General features: G+C 23.0%; 15 protein-coding genes and 1 tRNA gene. 7 read left to right on the top strand and 9 right to left on the bottom strand.

Translation table 11 applies throughout. The features are described from left to right. Position 1 precedes the first annotated feature (1 nt). Genes thrA through thrC form a run of 3 tightly spaced genes read left to right on the top strand, consistent with a single transcriptional unit; the run spans position 2 to position 4,721 of the window. On the top strand, positions 2–2,458 hold the full coding sequence (gene thrA / locus CA211_RS00630) for a bifunctional aspartate kinase/homoserine dehydrogenase I (RefSeq protein ID WP_192940291.1): 2,457 nt from the start codon (positions 2–4) through the stop codon (positions 2,456–2,458). Between the two features lie 11 nt (positions 2,459–2,469). Further along, complete coding sequence (locus tag CA211_RS00625; protein ID WP_094248553.1) at positions 2,470–3,402, top strand: homoserine kinase; 933 nt, start codon at positions 2,470–2,472, stop codon at positions 3,400–3,402. 8 nt (positions 3,403–3,410) lie between these two features. Beyond that, positions 3,411–4,721, top strand: a complete 1,311-nt coding sequence (gene thrC / locus CA211_RS00620) for a threonine synthase (RefSeq protein ID WP_094248552.1) — start codon at positions 3,411–3,413, stop codon at positions 4,719–4,721. Between the two features lie 42 nt (positions 4,722–4,763). Here the strand turns inward: thrC and CA211_RS00615 are convergent, their stop codons facing one another. From CA211_RS00615 to rplS, 3 genes are read right to left on the bottom strand one after another with little or no spacing between them, the layout of a single operon-like run. Beyond that, positions 4,764–4,904: a hypothetical protein gene (locus tag CA211_RS00615; protein ID WP_237985477.1), complete on the bottom strand. Its 141-nt coding sequence runs from the start codon at positions 4,902–4,904 to the stop codon at positions 4,764–4,766. A 14-nt stretch (positions 4,905–4,918) separates the two neighbouring features. Next, on the bottom strand, positions 4,919–5,215 hold the full coding sequence (locus tag CA211_RS00610) for a YfhL family 4Fe-4S dicluster ferredoxin (RefSeq protein ID WP_094248551.1): 297 nt from the start codon (positions 5,213–5,215) through the stop codon (positions 4,919–4,921). Between the two features lie 3 nt (positions 5,216–5,218). Beyond that, positions 5,219–5,518, bottom strand: coding sequence for a 50S ribosomal protein L19 (rplS, locus tag CA211_RS00605; protein ID WP_094248550.1), 300 nt, complete (start codon positions 5,516–5,518; stop codon positions 5,219–5,221). A 97-nt stretch (positions 5,519–5,615) separates the two neighbouring features. Here rplS and CA211_RS00600 point away from each other — a divergent pair, with 97 nt between their 5' ends. Further along, positions 5,616–8,666, top strand: coding sequence for a preprotein translocase subunit SecA (locus CA211_RS00600; protein WP_094248549.1), 3,051 nt, complete (start codon positions 5,616–5,618; stop codon positions 8,664–8,666). A 12-nt stretch (positions 8,667–8,678) separates the two neighbouring features. Further along, a complete protein-coding gene (gene mtaB / locus CA211_RS00595) occupies positions 8,679–9,956 on the top strand; it encodes a tRNA (N(6)-L-threonylcarbamoyladenosine(37)-C(2))-methylthiotransferase MtaB (RefSeq protein WP_094248548.1) in 1,278 nt (425 codons plus the stop codon). Here the strand turns inward: mtaB and htpG are convergent, their stop codons facing one another. The 5 genes from htpG to lon all read right to left on the bottom strand — a co-directional run bounded on the left by htpG (position 9,957) and on the right by lon (position 16,705). Further along, positions 9,957–11,765 (bottom strand): molecular chaperone HtpG, encoded by a 1,809-nt coding sequence (gene htpG / locus CA211_RS00590; RefSeq protein ID WP_094248547.1) that lies wholly within the window; start codon positions 11,763–11,765, stop codon positions 9,957–9,959. It lies immediately after the preceding gene. 9 nt (positions 11,766–11,774) lie between these two features. After that, a complete protein-coding gene (aroC, locus tag CA211_RS00585; RefSeq protein WP_094248546.1) occupies positions 11,775–12,845 on the bottom strand; it encodes a chorismate synthase in 1,071 nt (356 codons plus the stop codon). A gap of 23 nt (positions 12,846–12,868) precedes the next feature. Next, positions 12,869–12,954, bottom strand: a tRNA-Ser gene (locus CA211_RS00580). After that, positions 12,949–14,163: a diaminopimelate decarboxylase gene (gene lysA / locus CA211_RS00575; protein ID WP_094248545.1), complete on the bottom strand. Its 1,215-nt coding sequence runs from the start codon at positions 14,161–14,163 to the stop codon at positions 12,949–12,951. Before lysA ends, CA211_RS00580 begins: the two co-directional genes overlap by 6 nt. A gap of 10 nt (positions 14,164–14,173) precedes the next feature. Then, positions 14,174–16,705 (bottom strand): endopeptidase La, encoded by a 2,532-nt coding sequence (gene lon, locus CA211_RS00570; protein WP_237985476.1) that lies wholly within the window; start codon positions 16,703–16,705, stop codon positions 14,174–14,176. 77 nt (positions 16,706–16,782) lie between these two features. On the opposite strand from lon, the gene proS reads away from it, so the two are divergent. After that, on the top strand, positions 16,783–18,252 hold the full coding sequence (gene proS / locus CA211_RS00565; protein ID WP_094248544.1) for a proline--tRNA ligase: 1,470 nt from the start codon (positions 16,783–16,785) through the stop codon (positions 18,250–18,252). Here the strand turns inward: proS and CA211_RS00560 are convergent. Beyond that, positions 18,239–19,387: a cysteine desulfurase family protein gene (locus CA211_RS00560; protein ID WP_094248543.1), complete on the bottom strand. Its 1,149-nt coding sequence runs from the start codon at positions 19,385–19,387 to the stop codon at positions 18,239–18,241. The genes proS and CA211_RS00560 overlap by 14 nt on opposite strands. Before the next feature lie 58 nt (positions 19,388–19,445). Between CA211_RS00560 and CA211_RS00555 the strand changes: the two genes are divergently transcribed. Continuing rightward, positions 19,446–20,861: an anthranilate synthase component I family protein gene (locus CA211_RS00555; protein WP_094248542.1), complete on the top strand. Its 1,416-nt coding sequence runs from the start codon at positions 19,446–19,448 to the stop codon at positions 20,859–20,861. Position 20,862 lies beyond the last annotated feature (1 nt).

Here is a 20,862-nt window from a genome sequence, read left to right as displayed (position 1 = left end):
AATGGCGAATGCTATAAAAGTATTAAAGTTTGGAAGTAGTTCACTAGTTGATAGTGAATCACTAAAAAAAATATGTAATTTTTTAATTAATTATAAAAATAATGTAAAATATGCTATAATTATATCTGCTATATATAATATTACAAATAATTTAATTAAATGTGGGGAATTAGCTTATAAAAGAAATAATGATTACAAAAAAATATTAGAATTAATAGAATATAAACATATAAATATAATACATGAATTGTTTTTAAAACAAAACCAAAGTTGTCTAATTAGTAGATTAAAAATAAATCTAAATATATTAGAAAATTTATGTGATGGAATCTTTCAAGTAGAAGAATTATCAAAAGATTCATTAGATAATATAATTAGTTTTGGAGTGATAAATTCGTCTTATTTAATAGCAGAAAAAATTAAAGAATTTGATTTAAAAGTAAAATGGAAAGATAGTAGAGAATTAATTAGAAAAGATTATGAGTTTGGATGTGCAAATTTTTTTTTAAAAAAAAGTAATTCTAAAATTATTTCTTTTTTTAAAAAAGAAAAATCACAATATATTATATTGCCAGGTTTTATAGCTTTTTCATCAGAAGTAAAAACTACTCCATTAGGAATAGGGGGTTCAGACTATATAGCATGTATTGTTGCTTCTGCTTTAAAAGCAGATTTATTAGAAATATGGACAAATGTAAATGGTATAATGACAGCTGATCCTAAATTAGTATCACAAGCTTATACTATAAAAAATATATCATATGAAGAAGCAATGGAGTTGTCACATTTTTGTGCTAAAATAATATATCCTCCAACTTTACAACCAGTTATAGAACAAAATATACCTATAAAAATTAAAAGTATTTTTGAAGAAAAAAAAACAGGATCTTTTATAAAGAATATAAGTTTTATTAAAAAAAAGACTGTAACTGGAATTTCTGTAATGAAACAAATATCATTAATAACATTAGAAGGTAGTGTAATGGTAGGAATACCTGGTTATTCTAAAAGACTTTTTAAGACTCTTTCAGAGAAACGAATTAATGTAGTATTAATTACCCAAAGTTCATCAGAACATTCTATTGCTGTAGGTATACATGATAATGATGTTTTAAAAGCTAAAATAGTTATTGATAATGAATTTTACAGAGAAATATCTAATAAAAGTATAGAACCCCTTTATCTAGAAAAAGATTTATGTATTATAGCTATTGTAGGAGAAAATATGAAGCATGGGACAAGTGGTAAAATATTTAGTGCTATGGGGAAAAATAGTATTAATATACGAGCTATAGTTCAAGGCTCAACTGAAAAAAATATTTCAGTTGTTATAAAAAAACCAGATTTAAAAAAGGCACTAAATCTTTTACATGAAGAATTTTTTGAAACCCCCAGTAAACAAATAAATTTATTTATAATAGGATTAGGAAAAGTAGGAAGTAATCTTTTAGGTCAAATAAATCAACAAAAAAAATATTTAAATAAAGAATTTAAAATTCAATTAAGAGTAATTGGTTTAGCAAATAGTAAAAAAATGATTTTTAAAAAAAATGGAATAAATATAAATAAATATAAATGTTATTTAAAAAATAGTTCTTATGATATGTATTTAAAAAGATTTATTGAAATAATGTATGAAATGAATCTTAGAAATAGTATATTTGTTGATAATACTGCAGATAGTAATATTGCTATGATATATGAAAATTTTTTAAAGAAAGGAATAGGTGTTATTACATGTAATAAAATAGCATGTTCATCAAATTATTATTATTATAAAAAACTTAAAGAATTATCAATAAATTTTAATTCCCCATTTTTATTTGAAACTAATGTAGGAGCTAGTTTACCTGTTATTAGTACACTTAATGATTTAATAAATAGTGGCGATAAAATATATAAAATTGAGGCTGTACTTTCTGGTAGTTTAAATTTTATTTTTAATAAATTTATTTATAATAAAAACTTTTTTGAAGTTGTAATAGAAGCACAAAAGTTTGGATATACAGAACCAGATCCACGTCTAGATCTTAGTGGAATAGATGTAATGAGAAAAATCTTGATATTAGCTCGTGAATGTGGATCTAATCTAGAATTAGAAAATATATATAAAACAAATTTTTTACCTGAAGAATGTTTAAAATCTACTTCAATAGATAATTTTTATTCTATTTTAGAAAAATATAATAATTATTTTTATGAAATACGTGAAAAAACTGTTAAAACAGGTAAAAAATTACGTTTTATAGCTAAATATGAAAATGGGAATGCATATGTAGGTTTAAAGTCAATAGGAGTTGATCATCCATTTTTTAACCTTGAAGGTAAAGATAATATGGTATTATATAATACACATAGATATAGTGAACAACCTTTAATTATAAAAGGTGCCGGGGCAGGTGCCGAGGTTACTGCATCTGGAGTATTGTCAGATATAATTAAAGCTAGTAAATCTTAAAAGAGATTCAAATGAATATAATAAAAGTAATTGCTCCTGCAACTATAGCAAATATAGTTTGTGGATTTGATGTTCTAGGCTTAGCCGTAAATATACCTAATGATGAAATCATAATAAAAATAACAGATATACCTGGAATAAGAATACAAAAAATTTTTGGAGCTAATTTATCTAAAAATATAAAAAAAAATGTAATTAGTATTGCCTTACAAGCTTTATTAAATAAGATTAAGAAATCAAATATAGGATTTGATATAGAAATTTCTAAAAATATACAACCAGGAAGTGGTATAGGTTCTAGTGCAGCTAGTGCAGCAGGAATTGTAGTAGGAGCTAACTATTTATTAGGAAATACTTTTAAAAAAAAAGATTTAATTAAATTTGCTATGGAAGGTGAAAGATTAGCTGGAGGGGTTCCTCATGCAGATAATGTTGCTCCAGCTATTATTGGAGGAATAACATTAATTAGAAGTTATAAACCCTTAGATATAATTTCTTTACGTTCACCAGATAAGATTTGGGTTAGTATTCTTCATCCAGAAATAGAAATAAAAACATCTGATGCGAGAGAGATATTAAAACATAAAATATTAATTACTGAGGCAATCAAACAATGGGGTAATTTAGGTGCTTTAATAGCAGGATTATATAAAGAAGATTATGATATGATAAGTAGATCATTAGATGATGTAATTATAGAACCTATACGTGCTATATTAATACCAGCTTTTAATGAATTAAAAATTAAATGTAAATCAATAGGTGCTTTAGGGGGAGGAATTTCTGGTTCTGGCCCTTCTGTATTTATGTTAAGTAATGGAAAAAAAAAAGCAGAATTAGTAACTAATGTTATGGAACATATTTATTCTAAATTAGAATTAAATTATAAAATTTATACTTCTTCTATTAATAGAACTGGAATTGTATATTATGAATTAATCTAAATTAGATTATGCTGTATAAAAGTTTAAAAAATTTTAACTATAAAGTTTCTTTTAAGGAAGCTGTTTTAACTGGACAAAGTCCAGAAAAAGGTTTGTATTTTCCTGAAAATTTACCAGTTTTAAACAAAAAAATTATAAAAAATATATCAAATTATGATGAACATAATTTAATGATGGAAGTAATCCAACCTTTCATTGGAAATGAAATTCCACATAAAGAATTATTAAATATAATATCTAATACAGTAAATTTTAAAATAAATCTTAATAATATTTATGATAATATTTACTCATTAGAGTTATTTTTAGGACCTACTATGGCTTTTAAAGATATAGGGGTAAAATTTATGTCAGGATGTATAAAATATTTTTGTAAAGAACTTAGTAAAAACATTATAATACTTACTGCTACTTCTGGTGATACAGGAGCTGCAGTAGCTAATGCTTTCAATAAAATTGATGGTGTAAAAGTAGTTATATTATATCCTTCTTCTAAAATAAGTATTTTACAAGAAAAACAGATTACAACATTAGGAAATAATATTCTAGCTTTAGAAATAAAAGGTAATTTTGATGACTGCCAAATGTTGGTAAAAAAAGCTTTTTCTGACAACCAAATACGTGAAAATTTATTTATAACCTCAGCAAATTCAATAAATATTGCACGTTTACTATCTCAAATATTTTATTATTTTATGTGTTATAAACTTTTACTTCCAATTCATGATAAACTTATTATTTCTATACCTAGTGGTAATTTTGGAAATCTATGTGCAGGGTTAATAGCATTTAAAATGGGTTTACCAGTAAAACAGTTTATTGCAGCTACAAATATAAATGACACAATTCCCAGATTGTTAAGAACAGGGATTTATAATCCATATCCTACACAAGAAACAATTTCTAATGCTATGGATATATCTGATCCAAGTAATTTTAGTCGTATAATGTACATGTTTAAAAATGTAAATAATATAAAAAAACTTGTATCTGCATATTCTTTTTCTGATAAAGAAACATTTGAGATTATAAAATCAATTTGGGAAAATTATAAATATATTATGGATCCACATAGTGCAATTGGATATTTAGGTTTAAAACAATTTATTAAAAATAAAAAAAATAATAAAAAAAATAATCAAAAAAATATTTTTTTATCAACAGCAGATCCAGTGAAATTTTTAGATAAAATTCCTAAGGGAATAGATAAAAAAATTTCTTTAGAAAAGAAAGTAATAAAGCTTCTAAAAAAAGAAAAAAAAAGTATACAATTGAGTAATAAATATGACACTTTTAAAAAGTGGTTATTAAATTTATAAAACCTAGCTATATTGAGCTCATGATATTTATTTTTTAAATGACTAATTGTAGGAATTATTAATAATACTTTTATATGTTATAAATACATATATTATACTTAATAGAAAAGGTACTATCATTAATAATGTATGATATATTTTAGCATTTTTAAGTCCTCTTATAACAGTATATTTTTTTATCATTTTCAATCATCTTATTAGGACTGTTTGCATATATCCAAATTTCTAACGTAATTTATTTTTTTAAAAAGGTCTTCCTCAGATTCATGATTTTCTTCATCTAAGATACAACAATCTACTGGACATACAGAAGCACATTGAGGTTCATCATAAAATCCTAAACATTCTGTACATTTTTCTGGGACTATAAAATAGTAATAATTTTTTTTAGTTCCATCTGTACATTCTTTAGATCCTTCATAAATTGCATTATTAGGACATTCTGGTTCACAAGCACCACAATTAATACATTTTTCTGTTATTTTTAATGACATATATTATTTTTCTTTAATTTTAGCTTTTTTGCCTTTTAATTTTATAAAATAATAAATTTTAGATTTACGTACTTTACCTTTTTTATTTAAAATAACTTTTTTTATTGAAGTTTGATTAATATTAAATATTCTTTCTACACCTATTTCTCCACTAATTTTACGTACAGTAAAAGTTTGTAATTTAATTTTAATTATTACTCCTTTAAAGGATTGTATTCTTTTCTTTTCTCCTTCAATTATTGAATAATAAACTGTTATATTATCTCCAGAATTTAATTTTCTAAAATTAATTTTATTAATCATATTTATTAAATATTATTATATTTAAATATTATTATATTTAAATATATAAGTTATAGTAGTTTTTAATAAAGATGAATATTAAAAACTTTTCAAATAGATGATATATATAAATAATATAATTAATTATTTTTTTAAAAAAAAAAATAAAATAGAAATTAAAGAATTAAAAATTGTTTTAAACAAAATAAATTTTTTTGGGGGTAAGTTAAAATTATATTCAAATGATGAATTAAGAAATAAAACTTTTTATTTTAAAAGAAGAATAAAAAAAAAAACCAAATCTCTTTATGAAAAAAAATTTGGTTTACAAAAAAAACTAATTTATAAAAATTTTATTTCTATTGAGGAAATGCATGAAAATCAATTTCTTCTATCTGAAATAGAAGAAATTCAAAATCAGATTTCTAAAGAAGAAGAAAAAATTTTACTAGAATTACTTCCTGAAGCATTTGCAGTAGTAAAAGAAACAGCAAAAAGGTTTAAAGAAAATCAACAAATAATAGTTACATCTAATGAATTAGATTATAGACTTTCTAAAAGTAGATCTTATTTAGAATTAAGAGGAGGAAAAACTATTTGGAATAATAAATGGAGTTATATGGGTAAAGAGTTGATATGGAATATGATACATTATGATGTACAGTTAATGGGAGGGATTGTATTACATCAAGGAAAAATAGCAGAAATGTATACTGGTGAAGGTAAAACCTTAGTAGCTACTTTACCTATTTATTTAAATGCTCTTACTGGAAAAGGAGTTCATGTAGTAACCGTAAATGAATATTTAGCTAAACGTGATAGTGAATGGATGGCCCCTATTATGGAATTTCATGGTTTAACTGTAGATTGTATAGATTTATATAAAAAAAATTCATATTTACGTCGTAAAGCATATGAAGCAGATGTTACATATGGTACAAATAATGAATTTGTATTTGATTATTTACGTGATAATATGGTTTATTCATGTAAAAACTTAATACAAAGAGAATTGAATTATGCAATTCTAGATGAAATAGATTCTGTTTTAATAGATGAAGCCCAGACACCATTAATAATATCAGGGGTATCAGGGCAAGTTAATTCAAATTATTATTTGTTAAAAGACAAAGTAAAAAAACTGTTTAAGAAACAACTTTATTTTTTAAATAAAATTTTTAATTTATCTCGTGAGAAAATTATTTCAGGGAATGAAAAAGAAGGTGGATTAAACCTTCTTAAAGTTTATAGAGGTTTACCTAAATATAAACCTCTTATTAAGTTTTTAGGAGAAAAAAAAAATAGAAAAATATTAGAAGATACTGAATATTATTATATGCAAGATAATAATAAAAATCTAGTTGATTCAGATTTATTTTTTGTTATAAATGAAAAAAATAATACTGTAGAGTTTTCGGAAAAAGGAATGAATTTTCTTTCTGAAGAAATGAATGATCCTAATTTTTTTATACTTCCTGATATACAGGAAAAATTTATTGACTTAGAAAGTCTAAAAATTTCTAAAACACAAAAAGAAATTATAAAAAATGAATTAATAACTAATTATTATAATAAATATGAGAAAATACATACTGTCAATCAATTAATTAAAGCTTACACATTATTTTATAAAAATATACATTATCTAGTTATAGATAATAAAGTTAAAATAGTAGATGAACAAACAGGTAGAATTATAGAGGAAAAACGTTATTCAGATGGTTTACATCAAGCATTGGAGGCTAAAGAAAATGTAAATATAGAAAATTCAAGCCAACCACTAGCTACTATTACATTGCAAAATTATTTTAGAATGTATAAAAAACTATCAGGTATGACGGGAACTGCTGAAACAGAATATGAAGAATTTATTAAAATTTATAATCTTGACGTAGTAATTATTCCTACCAATAAACCAATTATAATAAAAAATTATGAAGATATTCTTTTTAGAACTAAAAAAGAAAAATATAATGCAATTATAAATGAAATAATTTTTTTATCAAAAAATGAAAAAAGACCTGTATTAGTTGGAACAACTTCTGTTGAAATCTCTGAACTTATAAGTAGGTCATTAAATATTAGAAATATTAAGAATAATGTTTTAAATGCAAAACATCATAAAAAAGAAGCTTATATAATTGAAGAAGCTGGAAAATCTGGTATAGTAACGATTGCAACTAATATGGCAGGGAGAGGAACAGATATAAAAATTTCTGATGAAGTAAAAAAAATAGGTGGATTAGCTATAATTGGGACTGAAAGACATGATTCAAGACGTATTGATAGACAATTAATAGGTCGTACTGGGCGTCAAGGAGATCCTGGGAGTTCTAAATTTTATTTATCATTGGAAGATGATTTAATGCGTATTTTTGGATTAGACCGTATATCAACAATACTTGATAAATTAGGTCATAAAAAAGGAGAGTATCTAACTGGGGTTAGTAACTCTATACAACTTGCTCAAAAAAAAATAGAAGAAAATAACTTTAGTATTAGAAAACGTTTGTTAGAATATGATTCTGTAATAAATGAACAAAGAAAATTTCTATCGGCTTTTCGCCGAAATGCATTAAATATAAATTTATCATCATATATAATATATAATATTGTTGATAAGATAGATAGTAAATGTAAATCAAATAATGAATATCAAATGGAGTTTGAGGAAGAATTATTCAATATTTTGAATATTAAAAATATTATTAGTTATAATACTTTTTTAAAAAAAAAAGATATAAAAAAAAAATTATATTATAAAATAAATAAATATTATAATATTAGAAAAAATAAAATTTTATCAAAACTTATTTATATAAAATCATATCAAAAATTTTGTTGTAAAAAAAAAAAAAGAAAATCATATTTTACATATGATATAAATGATAGAATCCTTTTCTTGAAAGAGGAAAATAATTTATACAAAATTATAAATAATCTTGAAAAAAAAATAATCCTATATTTTATAGATGAGAAATGGAAAACCCATATCCATAATATGGAAGATTTAATCAAATATTCACAATATTCAGTTTATGAACAAAAAGATCCAATTATTATTTATAAAATAAAAGCTTTTAAATTATTTAATAATTTTTTTTATAATTTAAATAAATTGTCTTTAACATTTTTTTTTCATTGTAAAATGAATAATTCATTAATTTAAATTTTTAAATAAATGTTAAATAAAGTTGCTTTTTATACATTAGGATGTAAACTAAATTTTGCAGAAACAGATACAATAATAAATAAATTTTTAAAAAAAGGATATGAATATGTAAAATTTATATCTTATGCTGATTTATACATAATAAATACATGTTCAGTAACAAAAAATGCTGAAAAAGAACTAAAAAAACTTGTACGTATTGCTATTAATAATAATGTTAACGCATTTATAGTAGCTATAGGTTGTTATTCACAAGTAAATCCAAAAGAAATCTCATTAATCTCTGGGATAGATTTAATCATTGGATCAAAAGAAAAATTTAATATAATTAATCATTTAAAAAAAATTTATAAAAATAAATATCTTTCTTTAAAAGATAAGAATCTTTATATTCCATCATATTCAAGATTAAATCATACACGTTCTTATTTAAAAATACAAGATGGTTGTGATTATAAATGTAGTTACTGTACTATACCTAAAGCTAGAGGTTTTTCAATATCTGATAATATCAAAAATATTATTTTTTATGCTAAAAATCTGATTAAACAAGGTATAAAAGAAATAGTATTAACTGGTGTTAATATAGGAGATTATGGAAAACATAATTTATTAGAATTAATTAAAACTATGGAGTCATCTCTTACTGAACAGGATGATTTTAGAATTAGAATTTCATCAATTGAACCTAATTTATTAAGTGATGATATAATTAATTTTATATATAAAAGTAAGATTTTTGTTAATCATTTTCATATACCGTTACAATCTGGTAGTGATGAAATATTAAATAAAATGAAAAGAAGGTATTCTAAAAATCTTTATTTAGAAAGAATAAAAAAAATATTAAATATTATGCCCTTTGCTTGTATAGGCTCAGATGTAATAGTAGGATTTCCAGGAGAAAAAGAAAAAAATTTTATAGAAACTTATTCATTATTATCTGAAATAAATATCTCTTATTTACATGTATTTTCTTATTCTGAAAGAATAAATACAAAAGCTTTTATTATGAATAATTCAATTCCTAAAAAAATACGTTATAAAAGAAATAAAATCTTTATAAGACTTTCAAAAGAAAAAAAAAAAATATTTTATATAAAACAAATAAACAAAAAAAGTAATGTTTTATTCGAAAATAAAAATAAATCAGGATATATATATGGATATACAGATAATTATATTAGAACTAAAACAATTTGGAAATCAGATTTAGTAAATAACATTAAAAATGTTACATTATTAAATGTAGATGATTGTGGAAATCTGATTTGTAAAATCATATGATTATTTTGAAAGCATTTCAAAACTGTTATAGATAAAATCTGTTAATTCTTTCCCTCTTAATAGATTTTGTGATAACATTATCAAATGTAATGAATTCTTTATAAGATTTTTTTTAATATTTAAATCTTTTTCATTTATTATTTTTTTTATCAATTTATGATTTTTATTAACAATAAGATTATATTTAGAATTAAGATTGTTAATATTAAACAGATTATTCCCAGTCATACTTATTTCTTTCATACGTCTAATAAATTCAGGAACAGTTATAAGAAATGGTAATGAAAAATCAGATAAATCTTCTATTTTTATTATAAATTTATGATTGTCAATATTTGTTTTTAAAATATTTTCTAAAATATTTGTTTCTTCTTTTGAAAGGTTAGAAATATTTTGATTTTCATTTTTTAAAATTTGATCTATTTGATCTGAATCTACTCTAAAAAAATTTAGATTTTTATAATCCATTTCTATTTTTTGTAGTAAATGTCCAACAATAGGACTATCTAGTAATAAAATTTTATATCCTTTATTTTTTATTGTTTTTATATAAGAATTTTGATTTTCTATGTTAGAAGTATAAAAACAAATAATTTTATTATTTTTAAATTTCTTTGCTTTTTTTATATATTCTTCTAATAGAAAAGATTTCTTATTTATATCAGGATATAAAGCAAATTTTTTTGCTTTTGAATAAAAATTTGAGTCGCTAATCATTCCATATTCTATAATGATTTTGATATCCTCCCAATTGTTTTCAAAATCTTCACGATTATTTTTACACATATTTTCAAGCTTCTCAGCTACTTTTCTTGTAATATAACCTGAAATTTGTTTTACAGATGAATCTGATTGAAGATAAGATCTAGATACATTAAGTGGAATATCTGGAGAATCAATTACACCTTGTAAAAGATTAAGAAAATCTGGTACTATACCTTCTAAATTATCTGTAACATATACTTTATTTTTATATAATTGTATCTTATCTCTTTGGATTTCTATTTGATTTTTAATTTTTGGAAAAAAAAGTACACCAGTTAGTTTAAAAGGATGATCTATATTTAAATGGATCCAAAATAAAGGATCTGCAATTTGCAGGGGATAAAGTTCTTTATAAAAATTTATATATTCTTCATCTTTTACATTTATTGGATTTTTTACCCACAAAGGATATGGGTTATTTACTTCACGTTCTCCTAATTTTATAGGAATAGGCATAAATTTACAGTATTTAATTAGTAATTCTTTTATTTTATTTTCTTCTAAAAATTCTTTAGAACTATCATTAATATGAAGTCTTATTTCAGTCCCTGATTTAGGTTTATCTATATTTTTAATAGAAAAATTAGTAGTTCCATCACATATCCAATGTATGGCATCTTCATAATCTTTATAAGATTTAGATATTATTTCTACTTTATCAGAAACCAGAAAAGATGAATAAAATCCTAATCCAAAATTACCAATTATATATTCATTATTTTTATCTTTATATTTTCTTAAAAATTCTTCGGCACCTGAAAAAGCAATTTGATTAATATATTTTTTTACTTCTTTTTTAGTCATTCCAATCCCATTATCTATAATTTTTAAAATTTGATTTTCCTTGTCTATGACAATTTCTATTATTAAATCATCTATTTTTTTATTAAATTTTCCTAAATTTATCAAAGTTTTTAATTTTAAAATAGCGTCAGTTGCATTAGAAACAAGCTCTCTTATAAAAATTTCATTATCTGAATATAAAAATTTTTTAATAACAGGAAAAATATCTTCTACTGTTACTTTAATTTTTCCTTTTTCCATATTAAATTTTTATATTTTATATACTCTATTATTAAGCATATTATCATATAAAACTAATGCAGACATAGCCTCGACAATAGGAACAGCTCTAGGTAAAACACAAGGATCATGACGACCTTTTACCAAAATTTTTTGTTTAAAAAAATTAATATCTATACTTTTTTGCTTATTCATAATAGTAGCTACTGGTTTAAACCCTACGTTGAAATAAATATCCATACCATTAGATAATCCACCTTGTATTCCTCCAGAAAAATTTGTTTTAGTAGTTTCATTATTAGTAAATATATCATTATGATTAGATCCTTTAATTTTTGTTCCAACAAATCCGCTTCCATATTCAAATACTTTTACAGCATTTATAGACAGCATAGCTTTACCTAATTCAGCATGAAGTTTATCAAAAACTGGTTCACCTATACCAATAGGTACATTTTTTATATTACAAGTAATTATCCCTCCTATAGTATCTCCTTTTTTACGTATATTATTAATATAATATATCATTTTTTCTGATAATTTTATATCAGGACAACGTATAGGTGTATTCTCTATTTTAGAGAGATCAAGTTTATTATAATTTTCACTGAAATTTAAGTTTCCTATAGAGGAAACATAGGCTTTTATAAAAATCTTATAAATTTTTAATAATTGTTTAGCTATTGCACCAGCAACTACACGAGAAACTGTTTCTCGTGCAGAAGATCTCCCTCCCCCTCTATAATCTCTTATACCATATTTTTTATAATATGTAAAATCAGAATGAGATGGGCGATATATAGATTTTAGATTAAAATAATCTTTTGAATTATGATCTTTATTTTTTATTATGAATCCAATAGGAGTACCTGTAGTTAAACCATTAAATATACCTGATAAAAATATCACTTCATCTGATTCTTTTCTTTGAGTAACAATTGAAGATTGCCCAGGTTTTCTACGATTTAATTCATTATTTATTTCTTCAAAATTTAATTTTAATCCTGAGGGACATCCATCTATTATACCTCCTAATGCATATCCATGACTTTCACCAAAAGTAGTAACTCTAAATAATTTTCCAAAATTATTACCTGCCATTATTAAATGATTATCTATTTTAGCGGATAGAGAGGGATTTGAACCCCCGGAGTGTTTTACACTCAACGATTTTCAAGACCGCCGCAATAGCCCACTCTGCCATCTATCCTATATCTATTTCAATCATTTTTTTTAGTAAATCTTGCATATTTTCTCTTCTTCTAATAAGAAAATATTTATTATTAGAAATAATAACTTCAGAAGGCCTATAACGAGAATTATAGTTAGATGACATAGAAAAACAATAAGCTCCTGCATTTCTAAAACATAATATATCTCCTTCTCTTATTTCATTAATTTTTCTATTAACACAAAATGTATCAGATTCACAGATATATCCTACTACAGTATAAAAACGTAATTTTCCTGATGGATTTGAAAGATTATCTATCTGATGATATGAATCATAAAACATGGGACGTATAAAATGATTAAATCCAGAATCAACACAAGCAAATACAGTAGAAGTTGTATGTTTAATCACATTAACCTTTACTATAAAATAACCTGATTCACTAACTAAAAATTTTCCAGGTTCAAAAAAAATTTTTATATTTTTACAAACTCTTGAAATTTTTTTTTTAAAAAAAACACCTAACATATCTAGATCTGTTTTTGTATCATTTTTATGATATGGTACTTTAAATCCACTACCAAAATCTATATATTTAAGTTCATTGAAAGAACTAGCTACGTTTAATAAAATATCAGCTCCTTGTAAAAACACTTCAAGATCTATAATATCAGAACCAGTATGCATATGTATTCCTTCAACTTTAATTCCAGTATTTTCAACAATTCTTTTAAGATGAGGTAATTGATAATATGATATTCCAAATTTTGAATTTATATGACCTACAGAAATTTTTTTATTTCCACCCCCCATAATATTTGGGGTTATTCTAATTCCTATAGGATAATTAGGATTTTCATGACCTATTTGTTCTAAAAGAGATAAATTATCTATGTTAATTAGAACACCAGCTTTTATTGCTTTTTTTATTTCTGATAAAGAAACCCCATTAGGCGTATATATAATTTCTTTGGGTTTAAATCCAGCTTTTAATCCTATTTCTACTTCTTGTAGCGAAACAGTATCTAATCCACTACCTAATTTTTTAAAAAATTTTAATATACTTATATTTGTATTTGCTTTACAAGCATAATTTATTTTTAAATTTTCTATATAAAAAAAAGATTTTTTAATCAATTTATATTGAAATTCTATTTTATTTGCATCATATACATAAAGTGGAGTTCCATATCTTTTTGTAAGATCATGGAAATTTATTCCTATATTTTTAGGATAGTTTTTCATATGTTATATATTATTTTATAATAGATAAATCTATAACTTCATTCATTTTACTAACAAAATGAAATTTTAGTCCCTTTAAGTAAACTTTTTTGATATCATCAATCTCTTTTTTATTTGCTTTTGATAGAATAATTTCTTTTATATTAGCTCTTTTTGCTGCTAATATTTTTTCTTTAATTCCTCCTACAGGAAGTACCTTTCCTCTAAGGGTAATTTCACCAGTCATTGCTAAATACGGACGTATTTTTTTTTTCAAAAAACTAGATATTATAGAAGTTAACATAGTTATTCCGGCAGAGGGGCCATCTTTATGAACACCTCCTTCTGGAACATGAATATGTATGTTATACAATTCAAACATTTTTTCATCTATTCCAAACTCATAATTATGAGATTTTATATATTTGAAAGCTATAGTAGCAGATTCTTTCATAACCTCTCCTACATTTCCTGTTATACTCAAGTTACCTCTTCCTTTCAGTAATGTTGATTCTATATATAGAATCTCTCCTCCTACAATAGTCCAAGCTAATCCTGTAACTACTCCAGGGACTTGAATAAATTCATATTTCTCAGGATCATTAGGTGGTCCTAATACTTCTTCTATTTTTGACATATTTATACGTTTTAAATATTTTTTATTCATAGCAATATTTTTAGCAGCATATCTTACAATTTTTGAAATCTTCTTTTCAAGAGATCTTACCCCTGATTCTCTAGTATAACTTTCAATAATTTTTTCAATTTGTTTTACACCTAAAATCAGATCCTTGCTTTTTAAGCCATTTTCTTTTAATTGTTTAGGAATTAAATGTTTTTTAGAAATTTCTATTTTTTCTTCAACAGTATATCCATTCATATCTATAATTTCCATTCTATCTAATAAAGCAATATTTATTGTATAAAGTGAATTGGCTGTAGCAATGAAAATTACCTTAGATAAATCATATCCCATTTCAAGAAAATTATCATAAAATTCTTTATTTTGCTCTGGATCTAAAACTTCTAACATTGCCGAAGAAGTATTTCCTTGAGACCCTAGTCCCATTTTATCTATTTCATCTAATACAAACACAGGATTAGATGTTCCAGCTTTTTTTATTGATTGTAATACTCTTCCCGGCATAGCACCTATATAAGTCTTTCTATGTCCCCTAATTTCAGCTTCATCATTTAATCCTCCTAAAGATATACGAACATATTTTCTATTTAATGCAGAAGCAATTGATCTTCCTAAAGAAGTTTTACCTATACCTGGTGGTCCATAAAAACAAAGTATAGGTGACCTAAGATCTCCTTTAAGTTTTAGAACAGATAAATATTCTATTATTCTTTCTTTAACTTTATCAATTCCAAAATGATCCTTATCAAGTATTTTTTGTGCACGGTATAAATCATAATTATCTTTAGAATACTTTCTCCAGGGTAAATCTAACATTAAATCTAAATAATTACGTAATATTGTATATTCTGGCATTTGTGGATTAGTACGTTGAAATTTACTTAATTCTCTATCAAATTGATTTTGAGCTTCTTTAGACCAATTCTTTTTATATGATTTAATTCTTAATACCTCTACTTCTTTTTCATATGAAAAATCTCCTAATTCTTCTTGAATAGCTTTTATTTGTTGATTTAAAAAATATTCTTTTTGTTGTTGATCAATATCATATCTAACACGATATTGAATATCGTTTTTTAATTTAATTTTTTCATATTCTATATTTAGAAAACGAAAAGTTTCTATTGCTCTTTGTTTAAGAAAATCATATTCTAAAAGAATTTGTTTATTATTAATTTCTATATTAAGATTATATGCAACAAAATTTATAAGAAATGATTTACTTTCTATATTACTAATTGCAAAACTAGATTCTGAAGGAAGATTATAATTATCTTGTATAATTTTTATTGCTATTTCTTTAATAGAATCTATTAATATTAGATATTCTTTATCTTTTTTTTGGGGTTTTTCGTCTTTTAAATCTATTATTTCAGCCTTAAAATAAGGATAAACTTGTATTAGTTTAATTATTTGAAATCTACTAATACCTTGTAATATTACAGTAGTATTGCCATCGGGCATTATTAATAATTTTAATATTTTAGCTACTGTACCTATATAATATATGTCATTGGTATTATTAAATGTAGTCTTATTCAATGAATAAATCTTAAATGAAGATATAAATCTAGGTATATTAAATGAATATATATTAAATGTCGGAATATTGAATTTAGCAATATTAAATGTAGTATTAAAATATTTTTTAGTTAAAATTCCAATTTTTTTATAAGTAGAATATGCAGATTTAAATAAATTAATTGATTTTTGTTTTACAGCTGTAATAGGTATTACTACATCTGGAAATAAAACTACATTTTTTACAGTAAGTAGATATATATATTCTGTAACAGAATATTTAATTCTATTATATTTTTCAATTAAAGGTTTAAAATCTGATGATTCATAATATAAATAATTATTTTTTTTAGATTTAGAATCATATTCTGATTCATTTTCAATATTATGTAATAACATATGCAAATTTTACAATTTTATTTATCGTAATCATTTAAAATAAATATAAAACTTATAAATAAATTTATTTAATAAATATGAAAAAACTTACTAAACGTAATGAAAATTATTCTAAATGGTATAATGAAATTATTTTAAAAGCAAATATTGCAGACAAATCAGATGTACGGGGATTAATGGTAATAAAACCATATGGATTTTCTATATGGGAAAAAATTAAGTTTATCTTAGATAATATTTTAAAATCTACAGGACATAAAAATGTTTACTTTCCTTTACTTATTCCAAAATCATATTTCTCAAAAGAATATAATCATATTAAAGGATTTGCAAAAGAATGTGCAGTAATAACTCATTATAGATTAAAAAATTTTAATAATAAAAATATAATAGTAGATAAAAATTCTAAACTTGAAGATGAACTTATTGTGAGACCTACATCTGAAACCATAATATGGAATTCTTATAAACGTTGGATTAACTCTTATAGAGATCTTCCAATACGTTTTAATCAATGGACTAATATAATACGTTGGGAACGGCGTACCAGGTTGTTTTTAAGAACATCTGAATTCTTATGGCAAGAAGGACATACTGCTCATTCTACAAAAAAAGAAGCAATAAATCAAGCTAAAAAAATTATAAATATATATACAAATTTTTTAGAAAATTTTATTGCTATTCCTGTTATACAAGGAATAAAAACATATAGTGAAAAATTTGCTGGAGCAGAAGAAACATATTGTATAGAATCTATTATGCAAGATGGTAAATCTTTACAAATTGCTACATCTCATTTTTTAGGTAAAAATTTTTCAAAAGCTTTTGATGTTAGATATACCACAGAAAAAGGAAATAAAGAATACGTATGGGGTACATCTTGGGGAATATCAACAAGATTAATTGGCGCTATTATTATGACACATTCAGATGATAATGGTCTAATATTACCACCTAAAATTGCTCCTCTACAAATAGTAATTATTCCAGTTTATAAAACTCAAGAACAACTTAATTTAATAGAAAAACTTGTTCTTCCATTAAAAGAATCTCTTGAAAAAAGAGGTATAAGTATAAAATATGATAAAAGAACTTATTATACTCCAGGATGGAAATTTAATGAATATGAAATAAAAGGTATTCCTATAAGGATAACTATAGGTAAAAAAGATATAGATAGAGGAACTGTAGAAGTGGTAAGAAGGGATACACTTGAAAAAAAAGATATTATAATTAATAAATTAGAATTTTTAATTCCCAAAATTTTATCAAAAATTCAAGATAACATTTTGAAAACAGCTCTTAAAAGAAAAAAAAACTTTTTAATAGAAGTAGATTCTTATGAAGAATTTAAAGAAAAAATAAAAAAAAATAGTGGATTTATATTTGCTCATTGGGATGGAACGTCTGAAACAGAAAAAAAAATCAAAATTGAAACAAATGCTACAATACGTTGTATTCCAATAAATTTTAAAACAAATATTGGTAAATGTATTTTTACAAAAAAAAAATCTACACAACGTGTAATATTTGCTAAATCTTACTAAGATTATAAATGTCTTTTAGACATGAAATTAAAATATCAATCTCTTTTTTTTTATTCAAAAATCCGAATGATATTCTGATAAAGGAGAATTTATTAATTTTTTTATTATTAAATAAAATTTTAATTACATGAGATACTTTATATGAATTACAGGCACTACCTTGAGATACAATTACACCCTTTAAATCTAAATTAAAAGATATCATATTATCTTTTTTAGGAATAGCAATATTTAAAATAGTATATATACTTTTAATAATAGAATATGATAATCCATTAAATCTAATTCCTGGTATTGATTTTTTAAGTTGTTTAATACAATATTTTTTAATATTTTCTATATCTTTTTTTTCTTTTTTAAGATTAATATTAGCTATTTCAATAGCTTTAGACATTCCTAATATACCATAAATATTTTCTGTCCCTGCCCTGACCTCTCGTTCTTGAAAACCTCCAGTAATAATTGCTTTAATATTTAATCCTTTTCTTATAAAAGCAAAACCTATACCCATAGGACCATTGAATTTGTGTGCACTCCCACAAGCAAAATCAATATTTAATTTTTTCATATCTAAATAATAATGTCCAATAGCTTGAATAGTATCTGAATGAAAATAAGCTTTATATTTTTTACAAATGTTACATACAGAATATATATCCAATATATTTCCAATTTCATTATTAACATACATTAGGCTTACTAAAATAGGTGAATTATTATTCTTTTTTAATTTTTTCTCTAGATCATTTAGATCTATAATCCCATTATTGTTTAATTTAACAAAATCAATTACAACACCATATTTTATATATAAGTCATTTAAAGTTTCTAAAATTGATTTATGTTCAATTTTTGAAGTAATAATATACTTGATATTTAAATCGTTTATACAACTACGTAATATAAGATTATTAGCTTCTGTACCAGAAGAAGTAAAAATAATTTCAGATGGATCTGCATTTAATAGATTTGCTATATTTATTCTTGAATATTCAAGAATAGACCTAGTTTTTATACCCAAACTATGAATAGAAGATGGATTTCCCAATGATTCTTTTAAAGAAGAAATCATATAGTTAATAACTTGTTTCCTCAAAGGAGTAGTTGCTGCATTATCAAAATATACTTTTTTCATATAAAGTGATATTTTTTTAAAAAAAAATCTCTTAAAACATATAATAACAATATATTACATGTATAAATTTAGTTTTAAAACTATTCAAAAGAAATTATTAGCAGATATTTTTACGCCTGTAGAGCTATATTTAAAATTAAGAGATAAATTTTCTAACTTATTATTATTAGAATCTTCTGATTATCAAACTACTAAAAATCATTCTTCTATAATTTGTATTAATTTAATATCTGAAATTAGAATTCATAATAATAAAATTAAAATATTATATCCAGATAATAAAAAATCTAATCTATCTATAGATAGTACTTCTCCTACTTCTATACAGTTTTATTTGGATAATTTTATTCAAAAATTTTATAGCAAAAATAATTGTAGTCCTTATTCTGGTTTTTATGGGTATACATCTTATGATAGTGTACAATTTTTTGAAAATATAAAATTAAATTCATTTATAAATAAATCATATGATGTACCTAAAATCAGATTTGGATTTTATGCAAATTTAATTATTTTTAAACATTTTTATAATGAACTGTATATAGTAGAACATAAATTTTATGAAAAAAATGATACATCAATAAATCTAATTATTGATTTAGTATATAATAAAAATTATTCTTATTTTACTTTTAAGACTATAGGAAAAAAATACTCTAATATAACAGATAATGAATATAAAAAAATGGTTTCTTCTGGAAGAAAAGCTTGTCTAAAAGGAGATGTTTTTCAAATTGTAATTTCTAGACAATTCAAACAAAAATTTAAAGGTGATGAATTTAATGTTTATAGAGCTTTAAGATCGATAAATCCATCTCCTTATTTATTTTATTTTGATTATGGAGATTATAAACTTTTAGGATCTTCTCCAGAATCTCAAATTCTAGTTAAAAATAATAAAGCCTATATTAATCCAATAGCTGGAACAATTAAAAGATCAGGTAATGATGAAAAAGATAAAAAATTAGCTCAAAAATTGATTAAAGATCCTAAAGAAAATGCTGAACATGTAATGTTAGTAGATTTAGCAAGAAATGATTTAAGTAAAAATTCTATAAATGTTATTGTTGATAATTATAAAGAAGTTCAATATTTTTCCCATGTCTTGCATATGGTATCAAAAGTTTCTTGTATTTTTAAAAAAAAAATATCTTTAATAAAAGTATTTGGTGATACTTTTCCTGCTGGAACTCTTTCAGGTGCACCAAAATATAAAGCTATGAAATTAATAGATAATATTGAAAAAATAAATAGGGGGATATATGGTGGAGCAATAGGATTTTTTGGATTAGATGGTAATCTAAATACTGCTATAATTATAAGATCTTTTATAAGTAAAAATAATATTCTTTTTTTTCAAGCTGGAGCAGGAATAGTTTATGGCTCTAAAGCAGATAAAGAATTAGAAGAAGTTAATAATAAACTTATGGCATTAAACAATGCTATAGAATTGGCAAAAAATCTTTTTAAGTAAA

It is taken from the genome of Candidatus Karelsulcia muelleri, assembly GCF_002243425.1.
GTDB classification, from domain to species: domain Bacteria; phylum Bacteroidota; class Bacteroidia; order Flavobacteriales; family Blattabacteriaceae; genus Karelsulcia; species Karelsulcia muelleri_E.
Note: the sequence above shows the minus strand (reverse complement) of the source record. Positions and strands in the feature narration are given on the sequence as shown.

Bases quoted from the DNA above. Each gene is read 5' to 3' on its own strand.
- thrA (WP_192940291.1), top strand. From the start codon at position 2: ATGGCGAATGCTATAAAAGTATTAAAGTTTGGAAGTAGTTCACTAGTT.
- CA211_RS00625 (WP_094248553.1), top strand. From the start codon at position 2,470: ATGAATATAATAAAAGTAATTGCTCCTGCAACTATAGCAAATATAGTT.
- thrC (WP_094248552.1), top strand. From the start codon at position 3,411: ATGCTGTATAAAAGTTTAAAAAATTTTAACTATAAAGTTTCTTTTAAG.
- CA211_RS00615 (WP_237985477.1), bottom strand. From the start codon at position 4,904: ATGATAAAAAAATATACTGTTATAAGAGGACTTAAAAATGCTAAAATA.
- CA211_RS00610 (WP_094248551.1), bottom strand. From the start codon at position 5,215: ATGTCATTAAAAATAACAGAAAAATGTATTAATTGTGGTGCTTGTGAA.
- rplS (WP_094248550.1), bottom strand. From the start codon at position 5,518: ATGATTAATAAAATTAATTTTAGAAAATTAAATTCTGGAGATAATATA.
- CA211_RS00600 (WP_094248549.1), top strand. From the start codon at position 5,616: ATGATATATATAAATAATATAATTAATTATTTTTTTAAAAAAAAAAAT.
- mtaB (WP_094248548.1), top strand. From the start codon at position 8,679: ATGTTAAATAAAGTTGCTTTTTATACATTAGGATGTAAACTAAATTTT.
- htpG (WP_094248547.1), bottom strand. From the start codon at position 11,765: ATGGAAAAAGGAAAAATTAAAGTAACAGTAGAAGATATTTTTCCTGTT.
- aroC (WP_094248546.1), bottom strand. From the start codon at position 12,845: ATGGCAGGTAATAATTTTGGAAAATTATTTAGAGTTACTACTTTTGGT.
- lysA (WP_094248545.1), bottom strand. From the start codon at position 14,163: ATGAAAAACTATCCTAAAAATATAGGAATAAATTTCCATGATCTTACA.
- lon (WP_237985476.1), bottom strand. From the start codon at position 16,705: ATGTTATTACATAATATTGAAAATGAATCAGAATATGATTCTAAATCT.
- proS (WP_094248544.1), top strand. From the start codon at position 16,783: ATGAAAAAACTTACTAAACGTAATGAAAATTATTCTAAATGGTATAAT.
- CA211_RS00560 (WP_094248543.1), bottom strand. From the start codon at position 19,387: ATGAAAAAAGTATATTTTGATAATGCAGCAACTACTCCTTTGAGGAAA.
- CA211_RS00555 (WP_094248542.1), top strand. From the start codon at position 19,446: ATGTATAAATTTAGTTTTAAAACTATTCAAAAGAAATTATTAGCAGAT.